The sequence below is a fragment of the Micromonospora sp. CNZ303 genome (genome assembly GCF_004345505.1).
This window is the reverse complement of sequence record NZ_SLVT01000023.1, coordinates 17,259-32,630: the sequence shown is the minus strand read 5'-3', so window position 1 is coordinate 32,630 and position 15,372 is coordinate 17,259. Positions and strand designations below refer to the sequence as shown.

The following is a 15,372-nucleotide window of genomic DNA, read 5'->3' as shown; positions in this document are numbered from 1 at the left end:
GGGGTTCCCAGTGGGTCGGCGCGGGATGTACCCAATCGGTCCGCCCGCCAATCTCCACGGTGGAGCAGCCCGGTCTCCGGCCGGCTTCGGCGGCGACCGGAGACCGGGGTCCGCCGGCAGGAGGCCGGAGACCGTCCTAGGCTTGCTGACGTGATCATCGCCGACCAGGTCCTGGAGGGGCGGCACGCCATCCTGGCGGCCGCCGGTCACCACCCGTACGTCCGGCACGCGCTCGCCCGCGACGAGGTCCCGCGCGGCTGGCGGCGCGACGACGCGGTCGGCTGGCTGCTACCGGCGGAGCACGGCCCGCGCGGCGGCGCGATCGGCGCCCCCGGGCCGGCGGTCGAGGTCTTCGCCGACCTGGTCGCGCGGGGCGCGCTGCGGCCGGGCCAGTGGCTGCACCTGCCGCGGCTCGACCCGGCGGCGCTGCCCGGCCGGCTGGCGGTGGCCCGGCACGACGAGTGGGACTTCCTGTGGAGCGCCGCCGCGCCGCCGCGCCAGCCCGACGAGGAGCGGGTGGTCCGGCTCACCGGGGTCGACCACCCGGCGCTGACCGCCCTGATCGACGAGGCGTTCCCGAGCACCACCTCGCGACCGGGCGACCCGAGGATCGTCGACTGGTACGGCATCCGCGACGGCGACCGGATCGTCGCCTGCGGCGCCGACCGCAGCCGGGGCGACGTCGGCTTCCTCGCCGGGCTGACCGTCGCCCCCGACCGGCGGGGACGGGGGCTGGGCGCGGCGCTGACCGCCGCCATGACCCGGGCCCTGCTCGCCCGACACGACACGGTGGCGCTCGGCGTCTACAGCGTCAACGTCGGGGCGATCCGGCTCTACCGGCGGCTCGGCTTCAGCGGCGCGCTGGCCCGCAGCTCGGTGCACCTGGCCTGAGACGCGCGGCACGGCCCGGGTCGGCGCGGGGACCGTCGCTCGTGCATCGTTGCCGCCCCTGCATCGTCCCGTTCCGCACCGCCGGGGGCGACCACCCGCCGCCCCCGGCGGACGTCAGGCGGACGCTTCCCGACCGCCGTCGGCGTTCCCGCTCGTCAGGGCCATGTCAGCGGCGCGATCCGCGGGCCGCTCCGGATCGGCGGCGTCGTGCCTGACCGGGCCCGACGGCCTCCGTCGCTCGGCCCGCCAGGCGGGCAGGTAGAGCGGGGCGGCGAGCGCCAGTACGACGGCGCCGACCAGCATCGCGGCACTGACGCTGACGGCGTCGGCGAGCGCGGTGAGCCCGACAGCGCCGAGGGCGAAGCCGGGCTGGGCCATCATCGAGTTCAGCGAGATCACGCTGGTCCGGTACGGGCCGTCGACCTGCCGGTGCAGCAATCCCATGTGCAGGGGGTTGGACGCGCCGTGCACCGTGTAGCAGGCGAGGTAGGCGACCAGCACCCCGACCGGGCCGGCCAGCAGCCCCATCCCGACGATGGTCGCGCCCTGCACGATCCGCAGCAGGGCGGCGCTCGGCGCGGCGCCCAGCCACCGCAGCAGCAGGGGGGTGAGCGCCGCACCGGCCGCGCCGGCGAGCCAGGCCGCCGAACTGGCCGGCCCCAGCAGCGCCGCCGCCCGGTCCGGGTCACCGACCACCTCGGCCAGCCGGACCGGCAGCAGCGACTCGAAGGTGACCATCCCGAAGCCCCAGAACAGCTCCACGCAGACCAACGCCAGCAGCACACGGGAGCGACGCAGCAGCCCGAACGCCTGACCGACCATCCGCGGCGCCTCGCCGACCGACGCCCGCAGCGCGCCGACGCCCCTGCCCGGAGCGACCTCGGCCAGCAGCACCAGCAGGGCGACCAGGGCCACCGCCTGGAGCGCTATCGCGACCAGCACCGGCACGGTCAGCGCGCTGACCGGCCCGACCGGCCCCAGCGCGACCAGGCCGCCGCCCAGCAGGGCGCCCGCGCCCATGGCGACGCCGACGACCGTGCCGGCGTGGCCCAGGCCCGGCTCGTAGCGGGCGTCGGGGTCGGCAGCGAGGGTGGCGTCGACGTACCAGGCTTCCATCGGGCCGCTGTCGAGCGCCCGGAAGACGCCCTGCAACGCCCAGACCAGGAGGAAGAGCGCGAACGAGTCGGCCACGGCGAAGATCGCCAGCGAGGCGAGGTTGATCAGCCAGGCGACCACCAGGACCGGGCGGCGCCCGAGGGCGTCGGCGAGGCCGCCGGTGGGCAGCTCCAGGGCCAGCACGACCAGACCCTGGGCGACGGTGACCAGCCCGATCTCAGACAGCGTCAGGCCGCGCTCCTGCATGAGCAGGATCATCACCGGGACCAGCAGGCCGGTGGGCAGCCAGCGCAGCCCGTGCAGCACCAGGTAGCGGCGCCGGATCTGGCGTACGGAGAGGGTGCTCACCGCTTCCCCTCCACCCGGGGGAACGCGGCCAGGAAGACGAGCACCGACTCCGCCTCCGGCTCGTCGGGCACCGGTTCGTCACGGTAGCGCTCGAGCAGCTGCCACATCTCGTCGTTGAGGGCCCGCAGCCGCGCCGGACCGAGCGTCAGCAGCACGTCGCTCATGCCGGCGGCGTCGCGCCACTGCCGGGAGTAGCCGTGCTCGGCGGCCATCCAGCGCTCGGCCTGCTCGGCCAGCAGCCGCACTTGGTCGGCCTGGATCCACTGCACCGCCGCCCGGGCGTCCGGGTCGTCGTCGAAGTCGGTCGGCTCGAAGTTGCTGATGTCGTGGGCAGCCCGCCACCACCGCTGCCGCCCGGTGCCCCGGTCGAGGTCCTCCGTCACCAGCCCCACCTCGGCGAGCTGCCGCAGGTGGTAGCTGGTCGCTCCCGTGTTGGTGTCCAGCTTCTCGGCCAGCGTGGTGGCGGTCGCGGGCCCGTCCGCCCGCAGCGTGCCGAGCAGCCGCATCCGCAGCGGATGGGCCAGGACGCGGACCTGCCGATTGTCGAGGTGGACGGCGCGCGGTGCGTTCTCCATGAACGCACAATACCTGTGCACACTTTCTGTGCACAAGAGTTCTGCACAGAAAGTGTGCATCGACGACGGCGTGCGCACCCGGCACGGGTCGTCCCGGGCGGGTCGTCCCGGGCGGGTCGTCCCGGGCCGGTCGTCCCGGGCCGGTCGTCCCGGGCCGGTCGTCCCGGGCCGGTCGTCCCGGGCCGGTCGTCCCGGGCGGGTCGTCCCGGGCGGGTCGTCCCGGGCGGGTCAGCGGGTGAGCAGTTCGCGCACCCCGCGCAGGCGGGTGCCGAGCAGCCCGGCGGCGCGGGTGGAGTCGAGGCGCACCTCCGCGGGGCGGAGCACGCCGGCAGCGGCGCCGGAGGTGGTCTTCATGCCGGCCGGGTCGATGCCGGCGTGCGCGGCGACCAACAGGCCCAGTTCCGCGCGGCTGACCGCGTCCGGACCGGCCACGTTGAGCGGGCCGGCGTAGTCGGTGCCGAGAAGCTCCAGCACGGCGGCGGCCAGGTCGGTGACGTCGATCGGACAGCGCAGTTCGTCGGTGAACAGGCTCGCCCGGCCGGCGAGCGCCTCGCGGCAGAGCTGGATCTGCTTGCTCCCCTCCCCGACGATCAGCGAGGTACGCACCAGCACCGCGCCCGGGTCGAGGACACGGACGGCGGTCTCGGCCGCCGCTTTGGCCGCCCCGTACGGGAAGATCGGGCTGGGCGGCTCGTCGTCGGCGTACGGCTCCGGGCGGCCGGCGTGCACGGCGTCGCTGGACACGTGCACGAGCCGCGCCCCCGCCTCGGCGGCGGCGTACGCGACGTGGGCGGCCCCGTCGGCGGTGACTGCCCAATCGCCGTACCGGTAGGGGGTGCCGACCACGGCTTCGGGGCGGACCCGGGCGACCAGCTCGCGCACGGCGGTCCGGTCCGTCACGTCGAGCCGGCGCGTCTCGACGCCCGGCACCTCGACCGGGCCCGAGTGGTACGTCCCCACCACCGACCAGCCGGCACCCACCGCCTGCCGGCACACCTGGGCGCCCAGAAACCCGCTGGCTCCCACCACGAGCAGCCTCATGTCCCGCCCCCTCCGCTCTTCCCTCCCACAGACGATCAAGAGGTTTGCGTCATGTCGTCGCGCAGATCATGACGCAAACCTCTTGATCGACACACGAGGACGAGCCGGGGCGAGGGCCCCGGCTCGATCTCGGGCTCGGGCTCGAAGGGGGAAGGCGGGTGGGATCAGGTGGGGTCGGAGACCGGGGCGGCCGGGCCGGCCGTGCCGGTGTGCGGGGCGGCCTGCGGCTTCGGCTTGGCGTCGATGCCGGCCTCGGTGCGCTGCTGGCCGGTGATCGGCGTGGGCGCGCCGGTCAGCGGGTCGAAGCCGCCCCGGGTCTTCGGGAAGGCGATGACCTCGCGGATCGAGTCCGCCCCGGCGAGTAGCATGCAGACCCGGTCCCAGCCGAACGCGATGCCGCCGTGCGGCGGGGCGCCGTACTTGAACGCCTCCAGCAGGAAGCCGAACTTGTCCTGCGCCTCCTCGGGGGTGATGCCGAGCAGCTCGAAGACCCGCTTCTGCACGTCGCCCCGGTGGATACGGATCGAGCCGCCGCCGATCTCGTTGCCGTTGCAGACGATGTCGTACGCGTACGCCAGCGCCCGGTCCGGCGCCTCCTCGAACCGGTCGACCCACTCGGCGTTCGGCGAGGTGAACGGGTGGTGCACGGCCGTCCAGCCGCCCTCGTCCGTCTTCTCGAACATCGGCGCGTCGACCACCCAGCAGAACGCCCAGGCGCTCTCGTCGACCAGGCCCGCCCGCTTGGCGATCTCGATCCGGGCCGCGCCGAGCAGCTCCTGCGCCTCGCGGATGTTCGTGCTGGCGGCGAAGAAGACCGCGTCGCCCGGCTTCGCGCCGACCGCGTCGGCGAGCCCGCCCAGGTGCTCGGCGGAGAGGTTCTTCGCCACCGGCCCGCGCGCCTCGCCGGTCTCGGCGTCGAGCACCACGTACGCGAGGCCGCGCGCGCCGCGCGCCTTGGCCCAGTCCTGCCAGCCGTCGAGTTCCTTGCGGCTCTGCGCCGCGCCACCGGGCATGACGACCGCGCCGACGTAGCCGCCCGCGTCGATCGCGCCCGCGAAGACCCGGAACTCGGTGCCGCGCAGGTAGTCGGTCAGCTCGGTCAGCTCGACGCCGTAGCGCAGGTCGGGCTTGTCGGAGCCGTAGCGGGCCATCGCGTCGTGCCAGGTGATGCGCGGGATCGGCCGGGAGATCTCGTGGCCGGCCAGGTCCTTCCAGAGCGCCGAGACGATCGCCTCGCCGAGGTCGATGACGTCGTCCTCGGTGACGAAGGACATCTCGATGTCGAGCTGGGTGAACTCCGGCTGCCGGTCGGCGCGGAAGTCCTCGTCGCGGTAGCAGCGGGCGATCTGGTAGTACCGCTCCATGCCGCCGACCATCAGCAGCTGCTTGAACAGCTGCGGCGACTGCGGCAGCGCGTACCAACTGCCGGGCTGAAGGCGCACCGGCACCAGGAAGTCGCGGGCGCCTTCCGGCGTGGACCGGGTCAGCGTCGGCGTCTCGATCTCCAGGAAGTCCCGCTCGTGCAGCACCGTGCGGGCGAGCTGGTTGGCGCGCGAGCGCAGCCGCATCGCCTTCGCCGGGCCGCTGCGGCGCAGGTCGAGGTAGCGGTAGCGCAGCCGGATGTCGTCACCGGCCTCGACCTGGTCGTCCACCGGCAGGGGCAGCGGCGCCGCCTCGGAGAGCACCTCCAGCTCGGCGGCGGTCACCTCGATCTCGCCGGTCGGCAGCTCCGGGTTCTCGTTGCCCTCGGGGCGGCGGGTCACCTCGCCGGTCACGCGGACGCAGAACTCGTTGCGCAGCGCGTGCGCGTCCTCCTCGCGGAACACCACCTGGACCACGCCGGACGCCTCGCGCAGGTCGACGAAGATCACGCCGCCGTGGTCGCGCCGGCGGGCCACCCACCCGGCGAGCGTCACCGTGGTGCCGGCGTCCGTCGCGCGCAGGCTGCCGGCGTCATGGGTACGGATCACGACTCGCGTCTCCTCATCTGCGGTACACCGTTACCCCTGGCATTCTGTCAGCCCTGCCGGACGTGAGTCCGCGCCACCCGTGAGGGTCCGTGCTCCGCGTCGGGTGGTCCGTCGACTCCGCCGACGACGGCGGCATACCCCAGCCTCAGTCCTCCGGGATGTTCCAGGCGGTGGCCCGGAGGACGACCGAGCGCTCATTGCTGATCGAGACGACCTCGACCAGCACCATCCGCCAGTCGTCGCGCCGCTCTCGGGCCTTGGCGTAGCTGGTGCTGACGCAGAGCCAGGTGCCCTTGCGCAGCGGCACCTCCGCATTCTCGGCGATCGGCGCGGCGCGGATCGCGTCCGCGCACTCCTGCGGCCGCATACCGGCGCGCGCTGCCTCACTGCCGTCCACGCCCGCGCCCAACTGCACGTACGGCGCTCCCGCCTGGCAGTCCGGACTGAACGTCAGATCGGAGCTGCCGAGGCCGACGTTCGCCCGCGGCTCATCGAGATCGACGTACATCTCGGCGAAGCACTTCGCCGGGTTGAGCGTCAGACTCTGCGCCTCGTACTTCTCCTGGTAGACGGTCCGCTCGTTGAGCACCGGAGGCTGCCCCGGCGGGCGCGGCGCCTCCCCCGGCCCGCCTCCGCCGTCAGGTGTTTCCGGCGGCTCACTCGACGACGGGCGGGAGGACGACTCGGAGCTGGTGGGCGTGGCGGTGGTCGCGACGAGCGGCGAGCGGGCCGACGCGATGTCGCGCGCCGTGCGCGCCTGGTCGAGCGCCCGCCAGGAGACGACGGCGGAACCGAACGACGCCAGCAGGGCCAGCACCGCGATGCCGAGCACCACCGCGCCGAATCGGTTGCCCCGAGTACCGCCCGGTGGCGGCGCGGACGGGGCGCGCGTTGCGCTCGGCGGCCACGGCGGCGGGACCCCGGTGCCGCCGAGTGGCGGCGAGGGAGGCGTCGTGCCGGGCTGATGCGACGTCGCCGGAGGATTCGCGGACGGCTCCCGCGAGGGGTCGGGCTGCTTCACTCCTACCACCTCCTGCAATGGCAGAGGTCGATTCGTCATCGCCGGGCCGCCAGTGCTCACCGGCTGAGCCCGCACGCTATCAGGAATGCGCGACAACCCGGGCGGAGTAACCTTCGACAGCGCGAAGGTGACAATACTTTGACAGACCTCTGCGTGGGACCGAACGGCCACGGCCATGGCGAAGGGATGCTGCGAGACATGGGAGAATCGGGCCAGAGCCGGGCGGCGAACCCCTTCGTGCGGGTGACGTTGATATTCACCGTGCTGGGTGTGCTGTTCACCGCACTCACCCTCGCGCGGGACGTCTCCGGGTGGGACCTCGGGTGGAGAAAGGCAGACCCCTCCGCCACACCGACACGTGCGCCGGAGGGTGGCCCGGTCAACCCACCCGCCTCCGGGGAGGCCACGGTTGCGCCGGCCGGATCGCCGAGCGCGGTCCGACTGGACACGCTGCCGGTCGAGGCCGGTGCGGCCAATCTCGCGAAACTTCCACGGCAACTGACCGGCCGCCCGGAATACGACAGGTCGATCGTCATCAATTGCCCGAGAAACACCGGATCGGACAAGCAGCGGGAGGTCGCGTTCCGGTTGCAGCGACGTTTTCTCGACCTGACCGCTACCGTCCGGCCGTATTTCCCGTCACCGGACGACCGAGAGGGCGCGGTCCTCGTCTACGCGCAGGTGGCGATCCACGAGAAGGACGCCACCGTCACTCGGGTCGTACGGGGGCAGCAGTTCGACGCGCGGATGAGCACCCCCCGTGACCTCGTCGCGGATGTGGAGGGGGCCGACGAACTCGTCCTACGGATCCAGTGTGAGTTCCCGGACGGCGCGGTCGTGTTCACCGGCGCGAGCGTCACCGCCGGCTGACGCCCGGTCAGTCGCCCGCGTCGGCCGGCAGGAGGTGGTTCACCACGATCTCCCCGACGGTCAGCGCCCGGGCCCGCTCCTCGACGCCCCGGTCGGCGCCGGTGAGCCTGCCGCCGTGCTGGCGCAGGTGCTCCTCCCACGACGGCACCTGGTAGACCTCGACGAAGCCGTCCTCCCGTTCGCCCGGGCGGAACAGGCCCCAGCGCATCGCCCCCGTACGCCGTCGGGACCTGCCCACCAGGCGCATCGCCGCGACGAACTCCGCCTGCCGCTCCGGCGGCACCGTGTAGGAGACGGTCACCAGCACCGGCCCGCCGCGTGGGTCCGCGGGCAGCGTCAGGTGCGGCTCCGGCCACCATACGGCCGGGTCCCGGTCGAGGCCCCGGGTCTCGCGCAGCGGCCAGAGCGGTACGGTCACCGCGCCGACCGCCATCGTCCCGGCCGCCGCGGCGAGCGCCACCACGAGGCTGGTCAGCTCGCCGAGGGCACCCCAGGCGACCGCGCCGAGCGCCTGCCCGCCGGCGAAGACCATCTGGTAGACGGAGAGGCCGCGGGCGCGTACCCAGCCGGGCAGGAAGAGCTGCATGGCGGCGTTGACGCTGGACAGCACTGTCATCCAGGCCATGCCGGCAGGCACCAGGGCCAGGGCGACCGGCACCGGGCCCGGCGCCAGGGCGAGCACCACCAGGACGGCGGCATAGACCAGGCCGGCCAGCAGCAGAAGCCGGTTGGTGGAGAGCGCCAGCCGGATCCGGGGCAGTACGAGGGCGCCGGCCACCGCACCGACGCCGAGCGCGGCGAGCAGCACGCCGTACCCGCCCGCGCCCAGGTGCAGGCGGCGGCTCGCAACCAGGGGCAGCAGGGCCCACAGCGCGCTGCCCGGCACCACGAACAGTGCGGCGCGCAGCAGGATCCGGCGGACCACCGGCGAGTGCCGCACGTACCGGCCGCCGGCGCGCAACGCGGCGGTGAACCGCTCCGGCAGGTCGTCGCCGCCGGCCCGTTCCGGCCGCCAACGCAGCAGCGCCAGCGCGAAGACGGCGAACGACACCGCGTTGACGGCGAAGACGGTGGCGACGCCGGCCCGGGCGACCAGCACCCCGGCCACCGCCGGGCCGACCGCGCGGGCCAGGTTCACGCTGATCGACCCGAGCGCCGAGGCCGAGACGAGCTGGGAGCGGGGCACCAGCTCGGGGATGACCGCCTGCCAGGCCGGCAGGGTCAGCGCCTGCCCGACGCCGAGGGCGAACGTCAGGGTGAGCAGCAGCGCCGGCGGCATCCGGTCGGCGGCGGTGAGGCCGGTCAGCAGCACGCCGACGGTGGCCAGGAAGAACTGCACCCCGATCAGCAGCCGGCGGCGGTCGAGGGTGTCCGCCAGCGCGCCGGCCGGCAGGGCGAGCAGCAGCACGGGCAGCATGCTGGCGGTCTGCACCAGCGACACCAGGGTCGAGGCGTTGGCCTCCTCGACGAGCAGCCACTGGGCGCCGACGGTCTGCATCCAGGTGCCCACGTTGCTGGCCAGGACCGCCAGCCAGAGGCTGCGGAACGCGGCGAGCCGCAGCGGGGCCCAGGCGGACGCGACGGCGTCGGCGGGCGGGGTCGGGGAGTCGCTCACCGACCGGAACGTACCCCGGCCCGCCCGCTCGAGTCCGGCGAACCGTCACGGGTACGCGGACGGGCCGCCGGGATCACCCGGCGGCCCGTTGCGGTGCGATCGATCAGAAGATGCTGACGCCGTAGCGGCTCAGCGCCTCGCCGACCGGCTGGAAGTAGGTCGTGCCACCGGTGCGGCAGTTGCCGCTACCACCGGAGGTCAGACCCAGGGCGATGGTGCCGCTGAACAGCGAGCCGCCGCTGTCGCCCGGCTCGGCGCAGACGTTGGTGCGGATCAGGCCGGAGACCGAGCCCTCGGCGTAGTTCACCGTGGCGTTGAGCGCGGTCACCGAGCCGCCGCGCAGGCCGGTGGTGCTGCCGGAGCGCTGCACCGACTGGCCGACGTAGGCGTTGCCGGCGGCGGTGATGTCCCGGAAGCTGCCGTTGTAGAGGGAGACGTTGCCGGCGGCGTTGGCGGAGTTGTTGTGCCGCACGATGCCGTAGTCGTTGCCGGGGAAGCTGGTGCCGGTGCGGCTGCCCAGCAGGTTGGTCTGGGCGGAGTTGCTGTACCAGCTGGCCGAGATGTTGGTGCAGTGCCCGGCGGTCAGGAAGTAGTAGGTGCTGCCGCTGCGGACGTTGAAGCCGAGCGAGCAGCGACCGCCGCCACCGGCGTAGATGGCCTGGCCGCCGGAGATGCGGGTGCCGAGCACGCCGGCCTCGGCCTCGATCCGGATCGCGCCGTTCATCCGCTCGGCGGCGGCCTTGACGCGCTCCAGCTTGGCGCCGGTGACGGTGCTGTCGACGGAGACGACAACCTGGTTGGTGGCGGGGTCGGTCCACCACGCGGTGCCGGGGATCTTGGCGGAGCGGTCCAGCTCCGAGGTGGCCCGGGCCAGCTCGCTGGCGCCGCGCTTGACGATCTTCGGGGTGGCGCCAGCGGCGCTGACCTGCCGGGCGGCGAGCGCGTCGGTCACGGTGACGACCATCTTGCCGTTGGCGTCGGCGTACGTGCCGGCGGACCGGTCGCCGAGGCGCTCGGCCAGGCCGGCGGCGGCGTCGGGCGAAGCGAACGAGGGTGCGGCCTGGGCGGGCGCGCCGATCAGCGAGCCGGCGACCATGGCGCCGGCCGCGGCGACGACGGCGGCACGACGGAGCGAGGACCTCGTGGGTCGCATGCAACAACCTCCAGAAGGGGTGACAGACCCGCGCCGGGGCGACACGAGCCGGGAGCAGCCCTGCCGATCTGGGGGTACCGGCCGAGCACACTGAAGTATTCACATACTTGAGTTCGTATGCAAGACCCGACTTTGTCCTTTTCGCCCCGGCTGCCGAGGTCATCGGCGCGAACCATCGTGGACACAGGCGTACGTCGATACGCTTCGCTCCACCGTCCCACCATCCGGTACGCGCGGCCCGGCGGTCCGCCCCCCTCCCGCCCTGACCGCCCTCGTCCTGCCGGCCGGCGGCCAGCCCGCCGACGGGGGTCAGCCGGTGCGGCGGCGCGCCCCGGGCCCCGGCCGCGGCACCACGTCGCGCGGCCGGTCGACCTCGTGCCCGCGCTCGCAGCGCAGCTCGACGCGGACCTCGCCGCCGCAGTCGCGGTGGGCGACCGTGAGCGGCGAGCCCTCCGGGTCGGCCAGGTAGCGGTCCCCCCAGCCGAGGACGGCGACCAGCACCGGCCACAGGTCGAGCCCCATCCCGGTGAGCCGGTACTCGTGGCGCTCCCGGCTGCCGGGCTCCCGATAGGGCTCGCGCCGCAGGACGCCGCGCTCCACCAGCATCGCCAGCCGGTTGGTCAGCACCTGCCGGGGGACGCCGGTGCGCACCCGCATGTCGTCGAAGCGGCGGACGCCGTTGAAGACCTCGCGCAGGACGACGAGGGTCCACCGCTCGCCGAGGATCTCCATCGCCCGGGCGATGGTGCAGTTCTCCACCGACCAGTCCAGTGCCGCGGGTCTCATGCGCTCCAGGCTAGGTCTGATTGACAGACTCAGCAACGCGCTGCCAGGCTGGGTCCATGACACAGACGCAGGATCCGGTGCGTAGCCGTACCTTCTCGTGGGCCGACCCGGGCATCAACGCCGCGCACGTCGGCCGGCGCGGCGGCCTGGAACTGCTCCGCGCGATGATCGCCGGCGAGCTGGCGGCGCCGCCCATCATGCACCTGGTCGACATGTCCAGGATGGAGGCCGACGAGGGGTGGGTGGCCGTCGAACTGGTCCCCCAGGAGTTCCACTACAACCCGCTCGGCACCGTGCACGGCGGCGTCATCTCCACCCTGCTGGACACCGCCGCGGCGTGCGCGGTGCACACCACCCTGCCGGCCGGGGTCGGCTACACCTCGCTGGACCTGAACGTGAAGTTCCTCCGACCGGTCACCGTCGCGAGCGGCACGCTGCGCTGCGAGGGCACCGTCCTGCAGAGCGGCCGCCGCACCGCCCTGGCCGAGGCGAAGCTGCTCGACGCGAAGTCGCGCCTGATCGCCCACGCCACCTCCACCTGCCTCCTCTTCCCCCTGGACCCCCCACCCACCGAGTAGTCGATCATGCAGTTGCGGTGCCGGGATACTGGCGGTTCACGGCTTCCGTCCCCCGCCACAACTGCATGATCGACGAGGCGAGGGCGAGGCGGGGGTCAGCGGGAGGCCAGGCGGGCGGCGCGGGCGGCGCGCTTCTCCTCGAAGCGGGAGGCGGCGCGGTCCAGGTCGTCCAGGTGCGTCGCGATCTGGTCGCGGGCGGCCTCGCCGTCGGCGTCGAGCCCCGTCACGTTGAAGACGTCCCACTGGCGCAGCACCGGCGCCACCACCTCGTCGCGGTGCTGGCGCAGGTCGTAGATGCCGGCGAGGGCGATCGCCACGGACTTGCGGGCGAAGCCGTCGATGCCGTTTCCGGGCATCTGGAAGTCGGCCACCACGTCGGCGACCGCCCGCATCGCCTGGCTCGGCGCCAGCTCGAAGGCGGCGGCCAGCAGGTTGCGGTAGAAGACCATGTGCAGGTTCTCGTCGGCCGCGACCCGGGCCAGCAGCGCCTCGCAGGCCGGGTCGCCGGTGGCCCGGCCCGTGTTGCGGTGCGAGATCCGGGTGGCCAACTCCTGGAACGAGACGTACGCCAGGGAGTGCAGCACCTCGTCGTCGTGGACGTTGGCGTAGCCGGCGGACATGTGCGTCATGCGGGCCCGCTCCAGCGCCACCGGGTCCACCGCCCGGGTGACGGTGAGGTAGTCCCGGATGGCGGTGCCGTGCCGACCCTCCTCGGCGGTCCACCGGTGCACCCACGTGCCCCAGGCGCCGTCGCGGCCGAAGAGGGTGGCGATCTCGTGGTGGTACGAGGGCAGGTTGTCCTCGGTCAGCAGGTTGACGATCAGCGCCGTACGGGCCACGTCAGGGATCGTCGAGTCGCTCTCCGCCCACGCCTCGCCGCCCAGCGGCCCGTCGAAGGTGCGCCCCTCGCTCCAGGGCACGTACTCGTGCGGGAACCACTCCTTGGCGATGGCCAGGTGACGGTCGAGGTTCTTCTCGACGACGGGTTCCAGTTCGAGGAGCAGGGCGGTCTGGCTGAGTGCGGTCACGACGATCTCCCTACGGTGGCGTAACTTACGCCACCGTAGGTCCGATCGCGCGTACGCGCCAGTAATGTCTCAGCTGACCAGCGGCCTGAGGTCCGCCCGGGGCGGCGTCCACTCCCCCGCCGCGGCGGCGGTCTGCTCGCCGGAACGGATGTCCTTCACCTCGTCGGCCGCGCCGTCCGCGCCGGGGAACCAGACGTACGGGATGCCCCGCCGCTCGGCGTAGCGGATCTGCTTGCCGAACTTCGCCGCGCTCGGCGACACCTCGGTCGGCACACCCCGCGAGCGCAGCGCCTCGGCCACCCGGTTGCTGGCGGCGCGCTGATCCTCGGTGGTCACCGCGACCAGGACACAGGTCGGCACGTCCCGCGACACCGACAGCGCGCCGGCGCCGAAGAGCAGTCCCAGCAGCCGGGTCACCCCGATCGAGATGCCCACCCCCGGGAAGCGGGTGGCACCGGCGCTGGCCAGGTTGTCGTACCGGCCGCCGGAGCAGATCGAGCCGAACCGCTCGTAGCCGATCAGCTGGGTCTCGTAGACCGTGCCCGTGTAGTAGTCCAGGCCCCGGGCGATGCGCAGGTCGGCCACGCAGAGCCCCGGCGAGTGCGCGGCGGCCGTCTCCACCACCCGGACCAGCTCCTCGACCCCCTCGTCGAGCATCGGGTCGCTGACGCCCAGCGCGCGGACGGCGTCGGCGAAGGAGGCGTCCGGGGCGGAGATCTCCGCCAGCGACAGGACCGCCTTGGCCTGCGCCTCGCTCGCCCCGGCCGTCTGCGCCAGCAACTCGGCCACCCTCGCCGGGCCGATCTTGTCGAGCTTGTCCACCGCGCGCAGGGCCGACTCCGGGTCGGTCAGCCCGATGCCCCGGTAGAAGCCCTCGCAGATCTTGCGGTTGTTGACCTGGATCCGCACCGGCGGGATCGGCAGCGAGCGCAGCGCGTCGCCGATCACCAGCGGCATCTCCGCCTCGTGGTGCGGGGCGAGGGTGTCGCGGTCGACGATGTCGATGTCGGCCTGGAGGAACTCGCGGTAGCGCCCCTCCTGCGGCCGCTCGCCCCGCCACACCTTCTGGATCTGGTAGCGGCGGAACGGGAACTGGAGCTTGCCGGCGTTCTCCAGCACGTAGCGGGCGAACGGCACGGTCAGGTCGAAGTGCAGGCCGAGCGCGTCGTCGCCGGTCGGGCCGTCGGCGTCGGCCTGGAGCCGCCGGATCAGGTAGACCTCCTTTGAGGTCTCCCCCTTGCGCAACAGCTGGTCCAGCGGCTCCACCGCGCGGGTCTCCAGCGGGGCGAAGCCGTACAGCTCGAAGGTGTCGCGGATCCTGTCGAGGACGTACTGCTCGATCATCCGCTGCGCGGGCGTCCACTCCGGGAAGCCGGAGATGGGCGTGGGCTTGCTCATGATGCTCCGTTCGCGGTCCCGCGCGGTCGGCGCGGGCGAAGAGTCGGCGCGGCCGGCCACGGCCGCGGGGCGAGAAGTCGGTGCGGCCGGTCAGAGGCCGCGGGCGGGGGCCGCCGGTCGCGCGCCGCCACCCGCCACCTCGACGAGGTACGGGTTGGTCGCGCGCTCGCGGCCGATGGTGGTCGCGGGGCCGTGGCCGGGCAGCACGACGGTGTCGTCGGCCAGCGGGAGGATCTTGTCCCGGAGGCTGGTGACCATCCTCGTCATGCTGCCGCCCGGCAGGTCGGTGCGGCCGATGGAGCCGGCGAACAGGACGTCGCCCGAGAGGCAGAGCTGCTCCGCATCCCACGACGAGCCGGCGGCCGGCAGTCGGAAGAGCACCGACCCGCCGGTATGGCCCGGGGCGTGGTCGACGGTGATCTCCAACCCGGCGAGGGCGAGCGTGGCGCCGTCGGTCAGCTCGGCGACGTCCTCCGGCTCGGTGTACGGCAGCCGCCCGCCGAAGAGCGCCCTGAGATCCGCCGACAGCCCCTTGGCCGGGTCGGCGAGCATCTCCCGGTCGCCGGGGTGCACGTACGCGGTGATGCCGCGCGCGCCGCAGACCGGCGCCACCGAGAACGTGTGGTCGAGGTGGCCGTGGGTGAGCAGGACGGCGGCCGGGTGCAGCCGATGCTCGGCCAGCAGGGCGTCGAGCCGGTCGAGCACCCCGATGCCGGGGTCGACCACCACGCACTGCTCCCCCGGCGCGGCGGCGACCACGTAGCAGTTGGTGCCGAAGGCGTCCGCGGGAAAGCCGGCCACGAGCACGTCCGCTCCCCTTCCGTCGAGTGGGTTGCCTGTCAGCAGCCTATCGGGCGGGGCGAGGAGGTTCTGCGCGTGCGTCCGGGGCGCCCCGCGTGGCGCCGATCGCGCCCCGTCCCGGGCACCGCGTGCGGCGCCGATCGCGTGCGTCGCGGGGGCTCCGCCGGGCGCAGTGACGCGT

Annotated in this window: 14 protein-coding genes; 3 read left to right on the top strand and 11 right to left on the bottom strand. The window is 73.6% G+C overall.

Features of this window, described 5'->3' with window-relative positions:
• Positions 1-150 precede the first annotated feature (150 nt).
• Entirely contained in the window at positions 151-891 is a 741-nt protein-coding gene (locus tag EV374_RS27905) for a GNAT family N-acetyltransferase (RefSeq protein ID WP_132240140.1), read from the top strand.
• Positions 892-1,005: 114 nt separating this feature from the next.
• Here EV374_RS27905 and EV374_RS27900 read toward each other — a convergent pair whose 3' ends face one another.
• From EV374_RS27900 to EV374_RS27880, 5 genes are all read right to left on the bottom strand, one after another.
• Entirely contained in the window at positions 1,006-2,355 is a 1,350-nt protein-coding gene (locus EV374_RS27900) for an MFS transporter (RefSeq protein WP_132240139.1), read from the bottom strand.
• Positions 2,352-2,930, bottom strand: coding sequence for a helix-turn-helix domain-containing protein (locus EV374_RS27895; RefSeq protein WP_132240138.1), 579 nt, complete (start codon positions 2,928-2,930; stop codon positions 2,352-2,354). The genes EV374_RS27900 and EV374_RS27895 overlap by 4 nt, the downstream gene beginning before the upstream one ends.
• A 228-nt stretch (positions 2,931-3,158) precedes the next feature.
• Positions 3,159-3,971, bottom strand: a complete 813-nt coding sequence (locus EV374_RS27890; RefSeq protein ID WP_132240137.1) for a sugar nucleotide-binding protein — start codon at positions 3,969-3,971, stop codon at positions 3,159-3,161.
• Between the two features lie 164 nt (positions 3,972-4,135).
• Entirely contained in the window at positions 4,136-5,941 is a 1,806-nt protein-coding gene (aspS, locus tag EV374_RS27885; protein WP_132240136.1) for an aspartate--tRNA ligase, read from the bottom strand.
• A 145-nt stretch (positions 5,942-6,086) separates the two neighbouring features.
• Entirely contained in the window at positions 6,087-6,776 is a 690-nt protein-coding gene (locus EV374_RS27880) for a hypothetical protein (RefSeq protein WP_132240135.1), read from the bottom strand.
• A gap of 324 nt (positions 6,777-7,100) precedes the next feature.
• On the opposite strand from EV374_RS27880, the gene EV374_RS27875 reads away from it, so the two are divergent.
• A complete protein-coding gene (locus tag EV374_RS27875) occupies positions 7,101-7,832 on the top strand; it encodes a hypothetical protein (RefSeq protein ID WP_132240134.1) in 732 nt (243 codons plus the stop codon).
• Positions 7,833-7,839: 7 nt separating this feature from the next.
• On the opposite strand, the gene EV374_RS27870 is transcribed toward EV374_RS27875, so the two are convergent.
• From EV374_RS27870 to EV374_RS27860, 3 genes are all read right to left on the bottom strand, one after another.
• Positions 7,840-9,447 (bottom strand): MFS transporter, encoded by a 1,608-nt coding sequence (locus EV374_RS27870; RefSeq protein ID WP_132240133.1) that lies wholly within the window; start codon positions 9,445-9,447, stop codon positions 7,840-7,842.
• 103 nt (positions 9,448-9,550) lie between these two features.
• Positions 9,551-10,600 carry an alpha-lytic protease prodomain-containing protein gene (locus EV374_RS27865; protein WP_132240132.1) on the bottom strand — a complete coding sequence of 350 codons (1,050 nt, stop codon included), beginning with the start codon at positions 10,598-10,600 and terminating at the stop codon, positions 9,551-9,553.
• Positions 10,601-10,909: 309 nt separating this feature from the next.
• The gene (locus tag EV374_RS27860) at positions 10,910-11,386 is read right to left on the bottom strand and encodes a winged helix-turn-helix transcriptional regulator (protein WP_132240131.1); all 477 of its coding nucleotides are present in this window, start codon (positions 11,384-11,386) and stop codon (positions 10,910-10,912) included.
• 56 nt (positions 11,387-11,442) lie between these two features.
• Between EV374_RS27860 and EV374_RS27855 the strand changes: the two genes are divergently transcribed.
• Entirely contained in the window at positions 11,443-11,964 is a 522-nt protein-coding gene (locus EV374_RS27855; RefSeq protein WP_132240130.1) for a PaaI family thioesterase, read from the top strand.
• Between the two features lie 95 nt (positions 11,965-12,059).
• Here EV374_RS27855 and EV374_RS27850 read toward each other — a convergent pair whose 3' ends face one another.
• The 3 genes from EV374_RS27850 to EV374_RS27840 form a co-directional block, all read right to left on the bottom strand.
• Positions 12,060-12,992 (bottom strand): acyl-ACP desaturase, encoded by a 933-nt coding sequence (locus EV374_RS27850; RefSeq protein WP_132240129.1) that lies wholly within the window; start codon positions 12,990-12,992, stop codon positions 12,060-12,062.
• Positions 12,993-13,061: 69 nt separating this feature from the next.
• Positions 13,062-14,390, bottom strand: a complete 1,329-nt coding sequence (gene hisS, locus EV374_RS27845; RefSeq protein ID WP_132240128.1) for a histidine--tRNA ligase — start codon at positions 14,388-14,390, stop codon at positions 13,062-13,064.
• A gap of 90 nt (positions 14,391-14,480) precedes the next feature.
• Positions 14,481-15,197 carry an MBL fold metallo-hydrolase gene (locus EV374_RS27840; RefSeq protein WP_132240127.1) on the bottom strand — a complete coding sequence of 239 codons (717 nt, stop codon included), beginning with the start codon at positions 15,195-15,197 and terminating at the stop codon, positions 14,481-14,483.
• Positions 15,198-15,372: the final 175 nt, after the last annotated feature.